Here is a 16,832-nt window from a genome sequence, read left to right as displayed (position 1 = left end):
ATTAAAGTTAACCTTTTTTAATCTCATAAAAATAATAATTATTTTTTATTTCTTATTGACATTTCTTAGCTGGACTTCCTCTTGTCATCACTATCTGTTGCCTATATGCGCCTTCCCATGTATTTCAGAAACCTCTAGTTTAAACACCGAAACAGCATTTACTGCATTTTCATCAAACTCAAATTTTTCTTTATCGCTATATTGTTTCATTAAATAAGTTAATGCTTCTCGTTTTTCTGACTCATTTAAAATTTCAACTATTCCATTTCCACATACACTTTCATATTCCATAGTTGAATTGCAGTCTTTTTCACCTAATAATAGTTTATGCGAACAATTCATTTCAAAACCAACTTTATTATTCTTTTTTATTAATTCTAATTTCTTTCCAGCCTTAGCTCCATGGAAATACAATGTTATTTTATTCTCTACAAAATTCACTCCAAAATTTAGTGGTACAATATACGGATATTCCTCATCAAATAAAGCTAAACTGCATACATCACACTTTTTTATAATTGTTACAATTTCCTTCAGATTCATAATTTCTCTATCTTTTCTTCTCATATCGTACGCTCCTTTACATTGTTTAATTAATCATAAGTTAATGATCATACTCCATTTATGAAAATCTTCCAATATACATAATTATATCAGAAAATTTTCAATTTATCGCTAAATAAAATTAATTAACTATCAAAGCATTTTTGCTTTTAAGTCATAAAAATATTTCTAAAAAATATATATAGATTATTATATATATTTATTTTTATGTAAGTTTTTTAGATAGAGGAGGAAAATTATGAAATTAACAGAATCCTTAGAAAAAGGGATGAAAGAATCACTTATAAAAGTTATAATATCCTATATAGATAAAAACCCAGAAAAAAATGTAAATAAAATTTTTGGTATTGTAAAAAGTGCCATTAAGGATCCTTACTCATTATCACAAATCGATACTGTCCTAAACTATTATAATACCAATAAGAGTGTACATGAATATATTCAAAACATACTTAAAACCGTAAATAAAAAGTGTCTCAAAAAGTTCTTTGTAAACTTTCTATCAAATGGCGTATGGTATGGCATGTCTAAACGTGATAAATACTTGAATGATGAAAATATAAAAATTCCTTTCGTAATTCTTTTAAGTCCATCAATGAGATGCAATTTAAAGTGTACTGGCTGTTACGCTGGAAATTATAGCAAAAAGGACGATATACCATTTAAAGAAGTCGATAGAATTATAGAAGAAGCAAGAAACCTAGGAACATATTTTTTTATAATTCTTGGTGGAGAACCTTTTATAAATAATTACATGCTTGACATCTACCAAAAATATAACGATTGCATGTTTGTCCCTTTTACCAATGGAACTCTTTTTACAGAAAACTTAGCTGATAAAATACAAAAATTAGGGAATGTAGCACCAATGTTTTCTCTAGAAGGTTTTGAAAAGGAAACTGATGCTAGAAGGGGCAAAGGTACTTTTAATAAAGTAATGCACGGAATGGACTTACTCCGAAAAAGGGGGATTGTTTTTGGTGTATCCTCTGCAACGTCCACTCATAATTTTGAAACCGTATCATCAAAAAAATTCATACAAATGCTAATTGACAAAGGTTCAAAAATAAGCTGGTATTTTATTTATATGCCTGTAGGCGTTGGTGTGGATGTAAAAAATATGCTTACTCCTACCCAAAGAATTGAACTTGGAAGAAGGACAAGAGAGATTAGAACTACAATGCCATATTTTTGCATAGATTTCTTTAACGATGCTCCTTACGTTGGCGGATGTATAGCTGGTAAGTATTACTGCCATATAAATGCAAAAGAAGATGTAGAGCCATGCATATTTTCCCATTTTTCATCCTTTAATGTAAAAAATCAGCCTCTTTTAGATGCATTTAAAACTCCATACTTTAAGGAATTAAGAAAAAGACAACCTTACAACAAAAATCTCTTAATGCCATGCATGATGATTGATAATCCTACAGTTGTGCGTGAAGTTGTTAAAAAGACCAATGCTAAACCTACGGATGAAAGTGCTAACAATATGATTAGTAATCCTGAATTCATGAAAGAGCTTGATGAACTTGCCGCAAACTTTAAGCCAGCAGCAGAAAAAGCCTGGAAGAAAGACTTTAACTGTGCTGGAAATTACAAAATGTCAAAGGGATAAAATAGTCTTACAGCAACATAGATATTAATTTGCAGCAGAATCTGAAACAGCTGTTTGAAGTTCACTAATTAGTTTATCCATATCAGCACTTAAATTTGTAAGATCAGTTGTTCTTGTATTTTGAGTGGCTATTATACTGCCAAATTGTGATTCTGCTGCTTGATAATCCTTATTTTTAATGTCACTTTTTATAGTCGTATAATCCTGTTTAATACTTCCATTAAGTGTTTGCAAGGAAGCTATATCATTGTCTATGGTTTGCAGCTCTGTTTGTATGCTAGATAAATCTGTTGAATTTAATTGTTTTCCACTTTGCTTTATGTTTTGTATTAAACCTTTAATAGTAGCTTTTTTCTGAGCTATAGCTTGTCTTAAATTTTTATTAGTCTGATAATTTTGCTTAACTGTATCCTTTTTTGATGAAATATCACTTCTATATTGCTGTAAGGCTGCTTTATTAGCTTGGTTTTGCTGCTGCTTTAATAAGCCTCCTCCAAAATTAGGTGTTTTTGCATATACCGCTGAACTAGGTAATATAATTGCCATTGCAATTACTGCTGAAATTAATTTTTTACTATTCATTCAATTCACTCCTTATAAAATTAATTTATATTATTTATTAACGACTCAGTTTGATTTATATTATTAGAGTCATCTGAAGCATTTAAAGCAGAATTTAATTTATCCATAGATGAATTAATACTTTGCATAGAAGCCGACGTATTCTTACCTGCAGAACTATAATTAGAGTTTACAGCTGAACCTACATTATTAGAGGCTGACTTTCCATAATTATTGCTAACTTTAACCGCCCCAGTTTTTGCATTATTTGAAGCTGGTGAAAAAGCAGATTTTTTACTACAGGCAGCTACTACAAAAATCAAAGATAAAATTGGGATAACAATTAAAATTTTTTTCATATTATACTCTCCCTTACTGTGATGTTAATGCTTATGAAACAAGTTTAACATTTAATTTTGGGATAAATCAGAGATAAATTGTGGCGAATTTGTGGCGGAAATATGGTGGTAAATATAGAAACCTAATAATGTGTTATAATCAATTTAATATATAACACCTTTACAGGAGGATTATTTATGCCGAAAAAACTTATCTATATTGCAGATGACGAAATTAAAATACAAAAATTAATAGAAATGTTTTTAGTAAAAGAAGGCTATGAGGTAATTACTTATTCTAATGGAGAAGATTTATTAGAAGCTTTTAAAGAAAAGAGGGCAGATATGCTCATCCTAGACATTATGATGCCTGGCATTGATGGTCTGGCCTTATGCGCAGAATTAAGAAAAATCAGCAATGTTCCTATAATAATTATTTCAGCAAAAGATAGCGAAACGGATAAAATAGCAGGACTAATGCTTGGAAGTGATGATTATATGACAAAACCCTTTAGCCCCGTAGAATTAGTACTAAGAGTAAAGAAAATATTTAGACTCATTGATGTTAAAACGGAAGAAAGAAAAGATAGCAATCTTTTAAAAATTCTAGATGTGAACATAAACATTGATAGCAAGACTGTTTACTGTAATGGTAAAAAATTAAAATTTACACCCATAGAGTTTAATCTACTACTATATTTGGCACAAAATTTAAATAAAGGCGTTAGCAGAGAAGAGCTTCTAAATAAAATCTGGGGATTTAACAGTGATGTAGATACTAGGGCAACAGATGATATGATGAAAAGAATAAGAAGAAAACTTGCAGAAGCAGATTCTTCCTTAAAAATAGAAACTTTATGGGGCTTTGGATTTATGATTTCAGATGAAAATAGATGAGAGGATTAAGTTTATGAAAAATTCTAAAAATAGTATAAAAAAAAGAATCTTTCTTTCACACATGCTTGTAATCAATATATGTATTATTTTAACCTTAATTGTATTTATTATATGCTTTAGATTATTTATAAGATCTCAAACTAGGCGTCAGCTTATTTCAGCAAAAAAAATATTAACTCAAACAATAACTGAAAATTTAAATAGAAATAATACAAAAAATATAGACGATAACGAAATTACGAAAAATGCTTTAAAAACTGAAAATGCCCTAAAAAACGTTCAAACTTATGCTACTATAAATTATGCACTTGTAGATAAAAATGAGAACTTGCTTTCTATTAAACCAAATAAAAATCAAAATAATTTTATCGAAAATAAATTATTGCCAGCAATAAACAGAAAAAAACTTTATAGACAAACTTCAAACAACACTGCTGTGTTTCTAATAACAATAGGTAAAAACAGATATGAGGTGACAATTTCTCATATAAGCTTACACAATGGTCAAAATACATATTTAATAATATATTCTGATTTATCAAAGAGCCGTAGTTTAACTAACATAGTCGTATTAATGCTACTTTTGATTCTACTAATTTCCGCTGGTTTTGGAATAATAATTTCCAATAACGTAGCTGCTAGAATTTCTGATCCAATCTATAAATTAATCAAATATGCAAAAAAGTTAGGTGAAAGAAAATACGACACTGCAATAGAAGAATATAATAGCGATGAAATAGGTGAATTAGCAGGCACCATGCACTCCATGGCTAATAAACTATCTGCCTATGATTCAACAATTAAAACCTTCCTTCAAAATGCATCTCATGAGCTTAGAACCCCTCTAATGTCAATACAGGGCTATGCTGAAGCAATAAAGTATGGCGTTGCAAAAGAGGAAGGTGCCGTTGATATAATTATTGAAGAAAGTAAAAGACTTTCAGAACTAGTAGAAGATTTATTGTTTTTGTCAAAAATTGATTCTACACAAGAAGCTTTTAAAACTGAAAATGTCAATATAGCAAATACAATAAAAAATAGTATAGATAAAGTAAACGGCATAGCAGTAAAAGAAGGAAAATCAATAAAATTTTCAACTAAAAGTGATACTGATATTATTATCTCTGGTGATAGTGAAAAGCTTACTCGGGCAATTATAAATATCTTAGGCAATTGCTTAAGGTATTGCATAAAAAATATCGATGTAGTTTTAAGTAAAGCTGAAAATAAAGTCATAATAGAAATTAGTGATGATGGTTCTGGCTTTGAAGAGGCTAGTATTGAGCACTTATTTGATAGATTTTACAAGGGCAAAAACGGAAACCACGGTCTTGGTCTTGCAATAACTAAAAGCATTATTGAAAGACATAATGGAAACATAATAGCTAAAAACAAAGAAGCTGGCGGTGCTGCATTTCTAATATACTTGCTTTGCAAATGATTTATCGAATAATACAGAATACAGTGGCGGAGAAAAAACATCCTTCACTGTATTCTGAGTTAAATTCCAGTTTGTGTGTATGAATATAAAACTTACCATTTTCAAGTTTTATGTTACCTAACTATACTTATATGCCTAACTTCACAAGTCTTGCTGCATTTTCTCCCATGACTTGCTTTATAACTGTTTCATCAGTGCAAACACGTTCTATAGCAAATTTCTCTATAGCTAAATCTCCAAATGGAAGATCGGTACTAAATAGACATCTATCAGGCAATTCTTTTATTACCATGCTTAATTGAATTACAGCATAAAATGCCGATAAGTCTATGTAGACATTCTTGACTTCCTTCGTCATTTTAATAGTATCAAGCCAATTTAAGCCACCTAAATGTCCTATCACTACTGGAACTTCACTATACTGCTTTGCTAAATTAAATATACCCTTTAAATCATTTAAATCCAAAGGCCAAAACGCATGAATCCAAATTGGTAGATTTGAGAACTCATGTGCTGCTTTAAAAATATTATTTAAATCTTCAACTCTACCATTGCCTATAGTAACTTCACCAATACCCTTAAAATTATTATTCACTACATATTCTTCTACCCATGAAGCTGTTTTTTCATAATCAAAACCTGCTGGTACATTTCCAAAGCCATAAAATCTTGATGGATATTTTTTAATAATCTCATATTGCCCTTTAATTGAGTTTATTTTAGTAGACATAGAATTTTTTTTACCCAAAATAATATCATATAGCTTATTTAATTCTTTTTCATACTCTTCTAAATTTTGTGCCAATTCAGGATGCATAGAAGTAGAAAATAGTATTGTTTTATCAATTCCTGCCTCATCCATAAGCTCTATATGTTTTTCCACTGGTAGCACAACATGTGCATGACTATCAATTATCATTTATATCACTCCTACAACTTATTTCATGTAGAAGTATACCATCCATAAATTTTAAATATAAGTACGCACAAATTTGAAATGTAATATCAAAAATGATACTATTACGGTAGAATAATAATTTCAACATAAAAAATATTGGAGGGTAAAAATGGCAAAATCAAAAAATTTAATCGATAGTTGTCCAATGGATATAACTATTAATATATTAAGTGGAAAATGGAAATTATCAATTTTATGGCACTTATCTCAAAATATTGTTAGATTTAATGAACTTCAGCGATTACTTCCAAATATAACACAAAAAACTTTAACAATGCAGCTTAGAGAGCTAGAAAAATCCGGAATAATATACAGAAAGATTTATGCTGAAGTTCCACCAAGGGTTGAATATGGATTAACCCAGGTTGGAGAAAGTTTAAATCCCATACTAAGCTCTATGTGTGAATGGGGAAAAGATTATAAAAAAATTATGAAGTAACATACTTTTATACGCTTGGCTCTTCACATAAGCTTATTATCCTTCTAAAGCAAAATAGAATTACTTCCAATAATAAAATCCATAAATACTATTTAACATTTTCATTTAATATAAATTTATTTATAACCTTTGCCACACCATCATTATCATTGGTATCTGTAATATAATCAGCTCTTCTTTTTATCTCCTCTGAAGCATTTGCCATTGCAACTCCAAGCCCGCCATATTCTATCATAGACAAATCATTTTCACTATCTCCAATGGTAATAATCTCTTCTCTTTTTATATTATAATAATTGGTCAAAGCTTCAACTGCCTTCCCTTTTGAAACAAGCTTTGCTGTAATTTCAATGTTATGTTTAGACGAGCTTACAACTTCAATATCATTTAGTTCCTGCAATTCCTCCTTTAAAGCACTGATTCTTTTGGTATTTATATGTATAATCTCGCATTTAATAATATCCTTGTAGTTCTGCTCAAGTTTTTTTATAAGTTCATCATTATTTTTCATATATTCCATATTAATTTTACCCTCATTAGCTATACTCATAGATTTTAAAAACAATTTATTTACAAGCATGTAGACAAATTTACTTCTACAAATAAAGCTATTAGGCGTATTAAAATTAGTTTTAACCTTATGCTTATTACATATATTGATTATTGTCCTTATATTTTCGATACTAAGACTTCTTTTATAAATCACGCTGTCCTTATCATTTTCCTTTATAATAGCTCCATTTGATGCAATAACAGGAGATGATTTTACACCAATAAGCTTCGAATAAAAAGCAGCATTTTAATATATTCTACCAGTAGTTATTACTATATTAATTCCTAATTGGTGTGCCTTTTTAATGGCATTTTTATTAGCCTCGCTTACAGTTTTTTTACTGTTTAAAAGAGTTCCATCCATATCAATACATACTAATTTATACTTCATTTGTTATTCTCCTATAAATATATATTAAACTCGCCAAAACTAAATATTCCAGTGCCATGTTTAAGCATATTTTTATTTTCAATATGTTTAAATGCTTTTTTAATTTTACATATTAAATCAACCTGTATATTTATATCATTATGTGCCGGTAATATCTTTGCTATTCCCTTAAGTTCGCTAATTTTATCAATTGATTTTTTAAAAAGTACAGGATCTGTAGTTGGATAAAAGGCATATAAAGTTCCTTTATAGATTAAATCTCCTGTATACAGATAACCCCTATCCTCCTCAAAAAAGCAAATATGCCCTGGAGAATGTCCTGGAGTATGAATTATTTTTACCTTTCTTTCATCGATATCAATAATATCATTGTACTTTAATATCTTGTCCGGTTTTCCACTATAAATTTTATAATTATCTATATTAAATTCTATCGGCGGCTTTTTAGTAAAAGGTTCTCTCATAATATTATTTTTAACAACATGAAGTGGAATATCGATGCCATTTTTTAGCCAATTAACTTCATCCTTGTAAACATAAATAGTATCAAATAATGCATGCCCACCTATATGATCCCAATGCACATGAGTAGTAACTACTATTATAGGCAAGCTAGTTAATTTCTCAACCTCTTTCTTTATGTTGCCAATCCCAAGACCTGTATCAATTAAAAGTGCATTATTTTTACCTATTAATAAATAAGAATGAACCTTTTCCCAGTGTCCATATTCACTTATAGCATAGGTTTCGTTGTCTATTTTCTCAATTGTAAACCATTCATTCACTATTGTTTCTCCAATCGATATATTTTATTTTTTTAATACTAGCTACTTTAATTATTAGCTAAGTATATGGTATAATTTTCATAAAAAACAGTTCGAGGTGTAATATGAAAAATTCATGTACATGTCCAAAATGCAATTGAAATAATATAATAAACTATCTTCTAATGATTATCCTCTATTATCGAGAGACTATTACATACTCTTTCAATTGATGAGCAATCAACACACTTTTTTAACATAACACAAGGAGGGTTAAAACCAACTTTTTCTGCATTTAATGGATATTCTATGCCTTTAACCCTTTTTACTCCTTCTTGCCAGGTATCAGCAACTTTATTAACTTCAACAACTATAATGATTTTATCTAGACAAAAAATTATTACAGCTACTTTGTTACTACTGTGAATTTCATGACCCATTTAAATAAAATTGGCTGGATTTCTGGATATGTAAGTTTTTCTGGCAAATAGTCAAATAATTTAATTTCTCCAATTTCAAAGTCAGGCAATTCTCCTAATTCTTCAATATTTGCATAATACACTCTACCATAATCTTGAGGTTGTCCTTCTTTTTTTACAGAATAATCACACACAGGCTCTATTTTAAATTTAACCGCTCCAGTTTCTTCTTTCAATTCTCTTTCTGCTGTTTTACCGATATCCTCGCTTAGTTCTCTATGACCACCTGGAATTTCCCATGTTTCTCTTTTTTTATGCCTTACATATACAAATTTGTTATTAAATTTTGAAACTATAACTGCAAACTTTAATTCTTTATCTTCAACAATTCCCAATTTATATATTTCAGTTTTCAATTAAGCTTCTCCCCTTTCCAAGTCTTCTTTAAAATATAGCCAATAATCTCCATAGTAATTTATACCATTATTATACCATTATTTTTATAAAAAAATTCTGATATATAAATTTATATACCAGAATCAAACTTTACATATAAAAAATATTTAGTGATCACAATGATGATTGCACATTACATCTTTATCTTCTAAACCACCATTGATATAACTTTCCATAATATCTTTACATTCACCCTGTGCACCTTTTATAATCTTAAAGCCTTTACTTCTCAAAGCCTCTAACGCACCTGATCCTATGCCTCCAGTTATAACTACATCTACGTTATGTTTAGCGAGCAAATCTGCTAAACCTTCATGTTGATGTGCAAGCTCTACTGTTGACACTTCCTCAAGCTTTTCGATTTTATCATTTTCTATTGTTCCAATCATAAAACCTTTACTCTTACCAAAATGCTGATTCAGCGCACTTCCATTATTAGGTATTGCTATCTTCATTTAAATTTCCTCCAATACATTCATTATTTTTGCACCCCTTATGGCATACCTTATGACAGAAGTCACTCTTTTTACTACACATAACTTCTTTTGAACCGCATGATGGACATATATTTTTATCTTCCTCATACTTTATTTCATAATCCTTGCCGCAAGCTGTGCATCTAAACTTACATAAATTTCTTGTATAATTTCCACCACTTATATTTATTGCCTTTCCTTGAGTTAATGCCAAAGCAACTTTTTTTCTTGCACTGTCTATTATATTTTGAAAAGTCTGCCTTGAAACATGCATTCTTTCTGCACATTCTTCCTGATTTAGCTCCTCTATATCCTTAAGTCGCATAGCCTCAAGCTCTTCAATTTTTATCAATATTTCTTGAAGCTCACATTTTTTTATTCCCGCTGGCAAAAAATATGTATATTTAGGCAAGCTTTCAACTTTTCTATATTTAATTGGTCTTGGCATTTGAATTTCCTCCTTAAATATAATTGGCATTTGCCATTATTATATATTTAAATTAAGTTATTGTCAAATGCCAATTACTATTTATTTAATGCTGTTACTTCGCCAAATCAAGAATACAAGTTAAATTTTTCTCCAATATCCTACGAAAAATACATTGTAATCATGGTCAATCAATGAAAGCCAATAATACCTTGCTTAGATAATGTATTATAAATATTCACACCTAAAATTCCGTAGGCACGAAGAAATTTTTTCCTTGTACTACCGTGAAAGCCAAGTAACAATGCTGAAGGAATTTTTTTAATATGAGGAAGTATTGTTACTTGGCATTCTTTTTATATTACATTAATTTCGTATATTATTTCTTTATCATTAGGATCTGTAGAATATGCTCTACCATACTTAAATATTATTGAACCTCTTCCCGTATCTACCGCTCTTATAATCCATATAGACTTGCCTGGCGACCCGACATTTCCTGTATTGGTTGGCAAATAAAAACTTTTTATAACTTTATATATTCCCGAATTATCTGTAATCACCCTCCAAGAATAGCCCGTGGACGGATTATCATCTAAAATTATCCACGCATTTTCCCCTATCTTCATAATATTAACACCACTATCGGTAAGCAATGTATCATAGGCTCTTTTTATTCTGTGAAAGTTACTCATACTATAAGGATAATACATAATTACTCCTTAATAAAACTATAATATCAATAACCATTATATTTTACACTTTAGCTTGTGTGATTAATTTATATAATCTGTAATACCAAGTCTATTTCCAAATGGATCTTCAAATTCCAGCGACATACCATCGTCTTTAACATCCTCTAAATTGTTAACTCTAAAAAAAATCATCATAACTTCTCATTTCAATCCCTCCCAAGCTGGAAGCTTAGCCATCATTTCCTTTGCAGTTTTATTTGCTACCTTCCTATCAATTCCTTGAGTCTTTACAATAAACTCAGTCATACCTTTGAGTTTTTCCTCGTAAGACTGCATAGTTCCATCTGCTCTCATGCAATACTTACAATAATTTTTAGATTCATCCCCCATAGCATAATCTTCTTTTTTGTTCATAGGCATTCCACATGCAATACAAATTTTCATAATTTTAAATCTCCTCTTACCATTTAATTAAATTATATTTCATTGACTTATAGCTCATTGACTATAAAATCATTTTATTCTTTATAGACTAATATGTCAATATTAAATAAAAAAAAACTAAAATAAAAACCATCATCAAGTTTCATTTTAGTTTCTCCATTGATTATTTGTTACTACGCCTTAGCTATTTGAGTATCTTCTTTTTGTATATGCAGGCCAATCCAGCTGACTACAAATTCTAATAAATTTAATATAGCTTCATCCTGACTATTATCTATCTTTTTCAAATCAAATTTATTAATTTTTTCAATAAAATCATCATGGGCTACTTTTTGAGATAAATATTTTCTGTATCCTATACTTTTCATGTACTCTTCTTCATATTGAAAATGATACTTAGTATAATCCTTTAATTCCTTAATTATTGCAACAATTCTATCATACTTGTCTATTAAAAATTGATCCTTTAGAAGCTTATAGGCTTCATTTGCAATTTCAAATAACCTCTTATGTTGTTCATCTATTTTTTCTATTCCTATAACGTATTCTTCGCTCCATTGCACCATTTAATTATTCCCCCTTATAATACAATAATTATTTTGGCTTTGTTTTAAACAAATGTTGACTTTTACACTTATTTAAAACGTAGCCATTATTTTAAATTTTTTTGCATTCAATAAGCTTCATAAAATCATTAAGTAATTCATCTCCATATCTAGCTATTACAGATTCGTCCGGTGCAAATAAATCACTATTTACTAAATAATAATTTATAAGTCCGTTCCAGGTATTAAATAAAAAATAAATTGGAAGCTTAACAATTTCTCCTTTATTCATCTCCTCATTTAAAACCTTATTCAAGTGAAATGATATGCCAGATTGAAGAGATATAAACGTAGTTCTTGAAGTTTCTGGAAGCAATCTAATTTCCATAACAAGCCTTGTATAAAAATCCTCAAATTCCTCAATTCCTTGAAGATGTGCACTAAGTACCTCCCTAATACCCGAACAATTTTCAGCAAGCTCATGTATACGCTTAACCATTCTCTCATCAAAGTTTTCAATTACCGCAGTTATAAGCTCTTCTTGAGTTTTAAAATGAGCGAAAACAGTACCATGTGAAACCCCTGCTGCCTTAGCTACATCCGATGTTCTAGTGGCCATAATTCCTTTTTTCCCAAATTCATAATAAGCTGCCTTAAGTATTTTTTCCTTTGTCTGTTCCTTTTGAATTTGCCTCTGTGTTACTTTCATTTTATCGACCTCAAGTTCATTGACTTCAAAATCATTATATATTTCATAAATTTCCATGTCAACAAAAATATTATATTTTTAAAGAAATAAGTCCCATTTTTCTTCTAAAACCTTTTCGTTCGTCCATTCCGTATTTTCAACTGTCTCAGTAAGCTTAAAACCATAGCTCGCATAAATATGTCTTGCAGTTTTTAATATATTGGCTGTCCATAAAAAAATATGTTTATAATTTTTTTCTTTACAAAAATTTAAAACAACTTGAACAAGTTTACGCCCAAGTCCCTTTCCTCTCATTTCTGGTTCAATTAAAAACCATCTAAGCTGTGCCGTATAATCATTATCAGTTTTAACCGCTGCAATTACCCCAACCTGCTTTCCATTATATTCTGCAATCCATATATTCTCTTTATTCTCATCATGATTTTTATTAAATTCTAGTAGATATTTCTCAACATAATTTGCAAATTCCTCAAAAAATCCATATTCCTTTTTATATAATTCCTCATGTCTCTTTATTATGTAATCTATATCACTCTCATCATAATTTCTTATAACAATACTATTTTCTTTTTTATCCAGCAGATTTTCAATGCACTGCATTGACTTCATCAGCATTTTCTTTTCATTAAGGCTTAACGGACTTAAAATGTTTTCCACTTGGCTATTTGATTTCTCTTCAAGCTCTCTTAAAACATCTTTTCCTTTTAAAGTCAAATTTAAAAATGTAACACGCCCATCTTCTAAAGATTTTTCTTTTATTATTAAGTCATCAGCTTGAAATCTTTTTAAAATTCTACTTATATATCCTCTATCAATACTGAGATTTTCAATAAGCATATTAGCAGTACACTCACTAGTTTTATAAATTTCAATAAGTACACGCGCTTCTGTTAAAGAATAAGAACTATCTAATATACATTGGTTTAATAATCCTAAAATATTTGTATAAAATCTACTAAATTTTCTTACCTCAAATATGATGTTACTTTCTAATCTTTCCATACAATATTCACCACTTTCATAAATTATTATAAATATAATACAAAATTTAATTGACTTAGTCAACTATCTTTTATAAATATTTTATTTGAAATACAATACAAAATATAAAAAATATGCTATACTTTAATAAATAATAATTATTTTTCTATAATCATAATTATCAATTGGAGGGTTTTAAAATGAAAAAAGTTTGTATAATTTATCAAAGTCAAAGTGGAAATGTTGAAGTTCTAGCAAACGAAATATTTAACGGTGCAAAAAAGGCAGGGGCAGATGTTTCAATAAAACTTGTTTCTGAGGCTACCAACGAAGATGTTTTATCTGCTGATGCTGTAGCTTTTGGAAGTCCATCAAAAAATGGCAATAATATCGATCAGCAAGAACTTGCTCCTTTTTTAAAAGAATTTAAATTAATTCCTAACAACAATAAGCCGGTTGTATTATTCGGTTCTTATGGATGGGATAATGGAGAATTTATGAATAAATTTAAAGCTTTAATGAATGACTATGGTTTTAACGTTATTGGAGCTCTTGCAGTTAATGAATCCCCAAGTAATGAAGAAATGCAAAAAGCACAAGAGTTCGGAAAACTGCTAGCGAAATAAAAATATTGCGAAACAGCATTATTTCAGAACATTAAATAAAATTGATGAATCCAAAGGATAAATTCCTATGATTTGTTAATTTCACATTTCTTATGATTTATATTTAAATAGAATAAAGAGTACAGCGCACATGAAAATCATTTTTTACTGTACTCCCTAAGTCTATTTATTATTCTTAATTTTTAAGAATTTGTTTCTTTTTACTTGAATACTCTTCTTCACTTATTTCACCTTTAGCAAATCTTTCATCTAATATTTCTATAGCTTTTCGTGAATTTACGTAAGAATTAAAGCTTAATTTTTTATCACTATTTACTTTATATATAAAATATACTATTAGCACTATTATTGTAAGTATTGGAATCATCATAAAAAAACTAGGTCCTCCATATATACCATTAAAACCAAAACCTCTGCAAATCATTTAAGACACCTCCGTAATTCTTATTTTGTTCTAATTCTATTAAAATAATATGTAGAAATTATGTAGATGTATCACTTTATATTTTCTATAGATAAATTTACTTTATAATTACCATACTGTAAAATTTCATCCAAAAGCTTAGTAAGCTCTTTGTCATCTGAAACAGCCACTTTAAGCATGTAGCAGCCGTCACCACTTATCCTACTTGCTTCAATTATAAGAGGATTATTTAGCACATATTTTTTAAATTCACTATGATTAGATGATTTCATAAAAACAGTTATAAAGGCAATTAAGCCTTTACCAAGCTTATGTAAATTTACTTTCAAAGTATATTCCTCTATAATATTCAATTTTTCCATTTTATTTATTCTATTTTTAACTGCTTGTCCTGTCAAATGAACCTTATCACCAATTTCTTGCCACTGCATACGTGAATTTTCTATAAGTAAATCTAAAATTTCCATATCAGTTTTATCAAGCATATCCATTTAAATCCTTTCATGATTAAACTTTTTTCACTAATACTCTTTAACGAAACAATTAATGATTATTATATACTAAATATATATGAAAATCGAGGAGTGATTATATATGAAACTTCAATTAATACGCCATGGAACAGTAATTATTTATTTAAACAATAAAAAAATACTTATTGATCCCGTATTAAGTCCTAAAAATACTATGTCGCCAATTCCAGATGTTGAAAATCAAAATTTCAATCCGCTAGTTGATTTACCCATAAAAATTGATGATATTATTAACTGTGATGCTGTTCTTATAACCCACACTCACGAAGATCACTTTGATAGTAATGCTGCAAATGTACTACCAAAAAATATTCTTATGTTTTGTCAACCTGAAGATAGATTAAAGCTTGAAACCTTAGGTTTTTCAAATGTACATGCAATTTCTGATTTCTGCACTTGGAATGAAATAACTATGAATAAAACCAACGGTGAGCATGGTCACGGAGAACTTGCAATTAAGATGGCACCAGTATCTGGATTTGTTCTTTCCTGTAAAAAAGAGCCATCCATTTATATTGCTGGTGATACAGTATGGTGCAGCAAAGTAAAAGAAGCAATTGAAAAGTTTAAACCCGAAATAATGGTTTGCAACTGCGGAGGTGCTCATTTTTCCTTTGGTGAACCAATAACTATGACAGGAAAAGATATAAGCGAAATATCAAATAATTTTCCTCATATAAAAATCGTTGCTGTCCACATGGATTCCTGGAATCACTGCAGCTTCTCCAGAAAAGATTTAAAGTATTATATAGATAAAAACCATATTAAAGCATCTGTAATTATTCCAGAAGATGGAGAAATATTAAACTTTTAAACTAAAATATAAATTATAATAAATGCAATTGTAACAGAAGCAAAACCAAAGGTATTCAAATACCTATAGTATAATGTTTCTACAATTGCATATACTGAAAAAATAATTAATGACTCAAAAATCATCCAATTAAAATACTTGTGCATTATAAATGAAATTAAAGAAACAGTTAAAAACATAATTCCAGATAAAAGCATACATATAACTTTAAATTTCATATTCTTATCAGGCAAATTATGTGGAATTTCTTGATGCCACTTTCTTGCAAGCTTTATCCCATTTTCGTTAAATAGAAATTTCCATTGTATCAAAAGCTAATAAAAAGGCTCTAAATATTTCCTGCTTCCATGTCATATTTATTTCACCTCTGATAAATTGCTTATAATTTTTTCAAGCGAAGTTTTTAATATTTTTTGATTATCTTCACTAATACCTTCCAGAGCTTCTCTAGCTACTTTATTAAACCAGAGATACAAGGAATATAAATATGTACAATATTCTTATAAATATAAAAACACTTTAATATAAGTCAAAGAAGGATAATGGAATTACAAGTTTTAACACCTAAAATTCCGTAGAAACGGAGGAATTTTTTCCTTTCACTACCTTGGAAGCGAAGTAACAATGCTGAAGGAACGATTTAAAAGAATCCTAATAAATCTTGGTTCAAAAATCATAAAATACTTAGATATTTCAATCTGTCTGTAGAGTAAGTCGGTGGCGAATCGCCACCTTCTCCTCATCAAACCGTGCATGCGGT

23 protein-coding genes and 1 pseudogene are annotated in these 16,832 nt (G+C 29.1%); 6 read left to right on the top strand and 18 right to left on the bottom strand.

Features of this window, described 5'->3' with window-relative positions; all coding sequences use genetic code 11:
- Positions 1-90: 90 nt before the first annotated feature.
- Complete coding sequence (locus LQK79_RS19650) at positions 91-567, bottom strand: pyridoxamine 5'-phosphate oxidase family protein (RefSeq protein ID WP_053243190.1); 477 nt, start codon at positions 565-567, stop codon at positions 91-93.
- Positions 568-802: 235 nt separating this feature from the next.
- On the opposite strand from LQK79_RS19650, the gene LQK79_RS19645 reads away from it, so the two are divergent.
- Positions 803-2,182 (top strand): radical SAM protein, encoded by a 1,380-nt coding sequence (locus LQK79_RS19645; RefSeq protein WP_053241704.1) that lies wholly within the window; start codon positions 803-805, stop codon positions 2,180-2,182.
- A gap of 24 nt (positions 2,183-2,206) precedes the next feature.
- Here the strand turns inward: LQK79_RS19645 and LQK79_RS19640 are convergent, their stop codons facing one another.
- Positions 2,207-2,764 carry a hypothetical protein gene (locus LQK79_RS19640; RefSeq protein WP_053241703.1) on the bottom strand — a complete coding sequence of 186 codons (558 nt, stop codon included), beginning with the start codon at positions 2,762-2,764 and terminating at the stop codon, positions 2,207-2,209.
- Between the two features lie 20 nt (positions 2,765-2,784).
- The gene (locus LQK79_RS19635; RefSeq protein WP_053241702.1) at positions 2,785-3,102 is read right to left on the bottom strand and encodes a hypothetical protein; all 318 of its coding nucleotides are present in this window, start codon (positions 3,100-3,102) and stop codon (positions 2,785-2,787) included.
- A 177-nt stretch (positions 3,103-3,279) separates the two neighbouring features.
- On the opposite strand from LQK79_RS19635, the gene LQK79_RS19630 reads away from it, so the two are divergent.
- Both LQK79_RS19630 and LQK79_RS19625 read left to right on the top strand, forming a co-directional pair.
- Entirely contained in the window at positions 3,280-3,978 is a 699-nt protein-coding gene (locus tag LQK79_RS19630; protein WP_231017594.1) for a response regulator transcription factor, read from the top strand.
- Positions 3,979-3,991: 13 nt separating this feature from the next.
- Complete coding sequence (locus LQK79_RS19625; RefSeq protein WP_231017593.1) at positions 3,992-5,419, top strand: HAMP domain-containing sensor histidine kinase; 1,428 nt, start codon at positions 3,992-3,994, stop codon at positions 5,417-5,419.
- A 127-nt stretch (positions 5,420-5,546) separates the two neighbouring features.
- On the opposite strand, the gene LQK79_RS19620 is transcribed toward LQK79_RS19625, so the two are convergent.
- Complete coding sequence (locus tag LQK79_RS19620) at positions 5,547-6,338, bottom strand: amidohydrolase family protein (RefSeq protein ID WP_231017592.1); 792 nt, start codon at positions 6,336-6,338, stop codon at positions 5,547-5,549.
- Between the two features lie 148 nt (positions 6,339-6,486).
- Here LQK79_RS19620 and LQK79_RS19615 point away from each other — a divergent pair, with 148 nt between their 5' ends.
- On the top strand, positions 6,487-6,816 hold the full coding sequence (locus LQK79_RS19615) for a winged helix-turn-helix transcriptional regulator (protein ID WP_053241700.1): 330 nt from the start codon (positions 6,487-6,489) through the stop codon (positions 6,814-6,816).
- A gap of 88 nt (positions 6,817-6,904) precedes the next feature.
- Here the strand turns inward: LQK79_RS19615 and LQK79_RS19610 are convergent.
- From LQK79_RS19610 to LQK79_RS19560, 11 genes and pseudogenes are all read right to left on the bottom strand, one after another.
- A pseudogene (locus tag LQK79_RS19610) lies at positions 6,905-7,732 on the bottom strand (Cof-type HAD-IIB family hydrolase).
- Between the two features lie 38 nt (positions 7,733-7,770).
- A complete protein-coding gene (locus tag LQK79_RS19605; protein WP_053241698.1) occupies positions 7,771-8,544 on the bottom strand; it encodes an MBL fold metallo-hydrolase in 774 nt (257 codons plus the stop codon).
- 161 nt (positions 8,545-8,705) lie between these two features.
- Positions 8,706-8,963, bottom strand: coding sequence for an LUD domain-containing protein (locus LQK79_RS19600; RefSeq protein ID WP_084757138.1), 258 nt, complete (start codon positions 8,961-8,963; stop codon positions 8,706-8,708).
- Positions 8,930-9,358 carry an NUDIX hydrolase gene (locus tag LQK79_RS19595; RefSeq protein WP_053241697.1) on the bottom strand — a complete coding sequence of 143 codons (429 nt, stop codon included), beginning with the start codon at positions 9,356-9,358 and terminating at the stop codon, positions 8,930-8,932. Before LQK79_RS19595 ends, LQK79_RS19600 begins: the two co-directional genes overlap by 34 nt.
- Before the next feature lie 147 nt (positions 9,359-9,505).
- Entirely contained in the window at positions 9,506-9,853 is a 348-nt protein-coding gene (locus LQK79_RS19590; RefSeq protein WP_053241696.1) for a NifB/NifX family molybdenum-iron cluster-binding protein, read from the bottom strand.
- Positions 9,834-10,322 (bottom strand): DUF134 domain-containing protein, encoded by a 489-nt coding sequence (locus tag LQK79_RS19585; protein ID WP_231017591.1) that lies wholly within the window; start codon positions 10,320-10,322, stop codon positions 9,834-9,836. Before LQK79_RS19585 ends, LQK79_RS19590 begins: the two co-directional genes overlap by 20 nt.
- A gap of 335 nt (positions 10,323-10,657) precedes the next feature.
- Positions 10,658-10,996 (bottom strand): protease inhibitor I42 family protein, encoded by a 339-nt coding sequence (locus LQK79_RS19580; protein WP_198149970.1) that lies wholly within the window; start codon positions 10,994-10,996, stop codon positions 10,658-10,660.
- A gap of 201 nt (positions 10,997-11,197) precedes the next feature.
- On the bottom strand, positions 11,198-11,440 hold the full coding sequence (locus tag LQK79_RS19575; protein WP_231017590.1) for a zinc ribbon domain-containing protein: 243 nt from the start codon (positions 11,438-11,440) through the stop codon (positions 11,198-11,200).
- 173 nt (positions 11,441-11,613) lie between these two features.
- Positions 11,614-12,006 carry a bacteriohemerythrin gene (locus LQK79_RS19570; RefSeq protein WP_053241694.1) on the bottom strand — a complete coding sequence of 131 codons (393 nt, stop codon included), beginning with the start codon at positions 12,004-12,006 and terminating at the stop codon, positions 11,614-11,616.
- Positions 12,007-12,097: 91 nt separating this feature from the next.
- A complete protein-coding gene (locus tag LQK79_RS19565) occupies positions 12,098-12,751 on the bottom strand; it encodes a TetR/AcrR family transcriptional regulator (protein ID WP_407928541.1) in 654 nt (217 codons plus the stop codon).
- Positions 12,752-12,772: 21 nt separating this feature from the next.
- Positions 12,773-13,696 (bottom strand): bifunctional helix-turn-helix transcriptional regulator/GNAT family N-acetyltransferase, encoded by a 924-nt coding sequence (locus LQK79_RS19560; protein ID WP_053241693.1) that lies wholly within the window; start codon positions 13,694-13,696, stop codon positions 12,773-12,775.
- Between the two features lie 179 nt (positions 13,697-13,875).
- On the opposite strand from LQK79_RS19560, the gene LQK79_RS19555 reads away from it, so the two are divergent.
- Entirely contained in the window at positions 13,876-14,301 is a 426-nt protein-coding gene (locus LQK79_RS19555) for a flavodoxin (protein ID WP_231017589.1), read from the top strand.
- A 175-nt stretch (positions 14,302-14,476) separates the two neighbouring features.
- On the opposite strand, the gene LQK79_RS19550 is transcribed toward LQK79_RS19555, so the two are convergent.
- A complete protein-coding gene (locus LQK79_RS19550) occupies positions 14,477-14,725 on the bottom strand; it encodes an SHOCT domain-containing protein (protein ID WP_053241691.1) in 249 nt (82 codons plus the stop codon).
- A gap of 71 nt (positions 14,726-14,796) precedes the next feature.
- Positions 14,797-15,216, bottom strand: a complete 420-nt coding sequence (locus tag LQK79_RS19545) for an Lrp/AsnC family transcriptional regulator (RefSeq protein ID WP_331000777.1) — start codon at positions 15,214-15,216, stop codon at positions 14,797-14,799.
- Positions 15,217-15,319: 103 nt separating this feature from the next.
- On the opposite strand from LQK79_RS19545, the gene LQK79_RS19540 reads away from it, so the two are divergent.
- Positions 15,320-16,072, top strand: coding sequence for an MBL fold metallo-hydrolase (locus LQK79_RS19540; RefSeq protein WP_053241690.1), 753 nt, complete (start codon positions 15,320-15,322; stop codon positions 16,070-16,072).
- Here the strand turns inward: LQK79_RS19540 and LQK79_RS19535 are convergent.
- The gene (locus LQK79_RS19535) at positions 16,069-16,383 is read right to left on the bottom strand and encodes a hypothetical protein (RefSeq protein WP_053241689.1); all 315 of its coding nucleotides are present in this window, start codon (positions 16,381-16,383) and stop codon (positions 16,069-16,071) included. The two genes, LQK79_RS19540 and LQK79_RS19535, sit on opposite strands and share 4 nt — an antisense overlap.
- Positions 16,384-16,832 lie beyond the last annotated feature (449 nt).

The organism is Clostridium guangxiense, from assembly GCF_021043395.1.
Lineage (GTDB): Bacteria > Bacillota > Clostridia > Clostridiales > Clostridiaceae > Clostridium_S > Clostridium_S guangxiense.
The sequence above is the reverse complement of the archived record's forward strand: the minus strand, read 5'-3'. Positions and strand labels throughout refer to the sequence as shown.

What these genes read in the sequence shown, in the direction of transcription:
- LQK79_RS19650 (WP_053243190.1), bottom strand. Translation starts at nt 567, where the DNA reads ATGAGAAGAAAAGATAGAGAAATTATGAATCTGAAGGAAATTGTAACA.
- LQK79_RS19645 (WP_053241704.1), top strand. Translation starts at nt 803, where the DNA reads ATGAAATTAACAGAATCCTTAGAAAAAGGGATGAAAGAATCACTTATA.
- LQK79_RS19640 (WP_053241703.1), bottom strand. Translation starts at nt 2,764, where the DNA reads ATGAATAGTAAAAAATTAATTTCAGCAGTAATTGCAATGGCAATTATA.
- LQK79_RS19635 (WP_053241702.1), bottom strand. Translation starts at nt 3,102, where the DNA reads ATGAAAAAAATTTTAATTGTTATCCCAATTTTATCTTTGATTTTTGTA.
- LQK79_RS19630 (WP_231017594.1), top strand. Translation starts at nt 3,280, where the DNA reads ATGCCGAAAAAACTTATCTATATTGCAGATGACGAAATTAAAATACAA.
- LQK79_RS19625 (WP_231017593.1), top strand. Translation starts at nt 3,992, where the DNA reads ATGAAAAATTCTAAAAATAGTATAAAAAAAAGAATCTTTCTTTCACAC.
- LQK79_RS19620 (WP_231017592.1), bottom strand. Translation starts at nt 6,338, where the DNA reads ATGATAATTGATAGTCATGCACATGTTGTGCTACCAGTGGAAAAACAT.
- LQK79_RS19615 (WP_053241700.1), top strand. Translation starts at nt 6,487, where the DNA reads ATGGCAAAATCAAAAAATTTAATCGATAGTTGTCCAATGGATATAACT.
- LQK79_RS19600 (WP_084757138.1), bottom strand. Translation starts at nt 8,963, where the DNA reads ATGGGTCATGAAATTCACAGTAGTAACAAAGTAGCTGTAATAATTTTT.
- LQK79_RS19590 (WP_053241696.1), bottom strand. Translation starts at nt 9,853, where the DNA reads ATGAAGATAGCAATACCTAATAATGGAAGTGCGCTGAATCAGCATTTT.
- LQK79_RS19585 (WP_231017591.1), bottom strand. Translation starts at nt 10,322, where the DNA reads ATGCCAAGACCAATTAAATATAGAAAAGTTGAAAGCTTGCCTAAATAT.
- LQK79_RS19580 (WP_198149970.1), bottom strand. Translation starts at nt 10,996, where the DNA reads ATGAGTAACTTTCACAGAATAAAAAGAGCCTATGATACATTGCTTACC.
- LQK79_RS19575 (WP_231017590.1), bottom strand. Translation starts at nt 11,440, where the DNA reads ATGAAAATTTGTATTGCATGTGGAATGCCTATGAACAAAAAAGAAGAT.
- LQK79_RS19570 (WP_053241694.1), bottom strand. Translation starts at nt 12,006, where the DNA reads ATGGTGCAATGGAGCGAAGAATACGTTATAGGAATAGAAAAAATAGAT.
- LQK79_RS19565 (WP_407928541.1), bottom strand. Translation starts at nt 12,751, where the DNA reads ATGGAAATTTATGAAATATATAATGATTTTGAAGTCAATGAACTTGAG.
- LQK79_RS19560 (WP_053241693.1), bottom strand. Translation starts at nt 13,696, where the DNA reads ATGGAAAGATTAGAAAGTAACATCATATTTGAGGTAAGAAAATTTAGT.
- LQK79_RS19555 (WP_231017589.1), top strand. Translation starts at nt 13,876, where the DNA reads ATGAAAAAAGTTTGTATAATTTATCAAAGTCAAAGTGGAAATGTTGAA.
- LQK79_RS19550 (WP_053241691.1), bottom strand. Translation starts at nt 14,725, where the DNA reads ATGATTTGCAGAGGTTTTGGTTTTAATGGTATATATGGAGGACCTAGT.
- LQK79_RS19545 (WP_331000777.1), bottom strand. Translation starts at nt 15,216, where the DNA reads ATGGATATGCTTGATAAAACTGATATGGAAATTTTAGATTTACTTATA.
- LQK79_RS19540 (WP_053241690.1), top strand. Translation starts at nt 15,320, where the DNA reads ATGAAACTTCAATTAATACGCCATGGAACAGTAATTATTTATTTAAAC.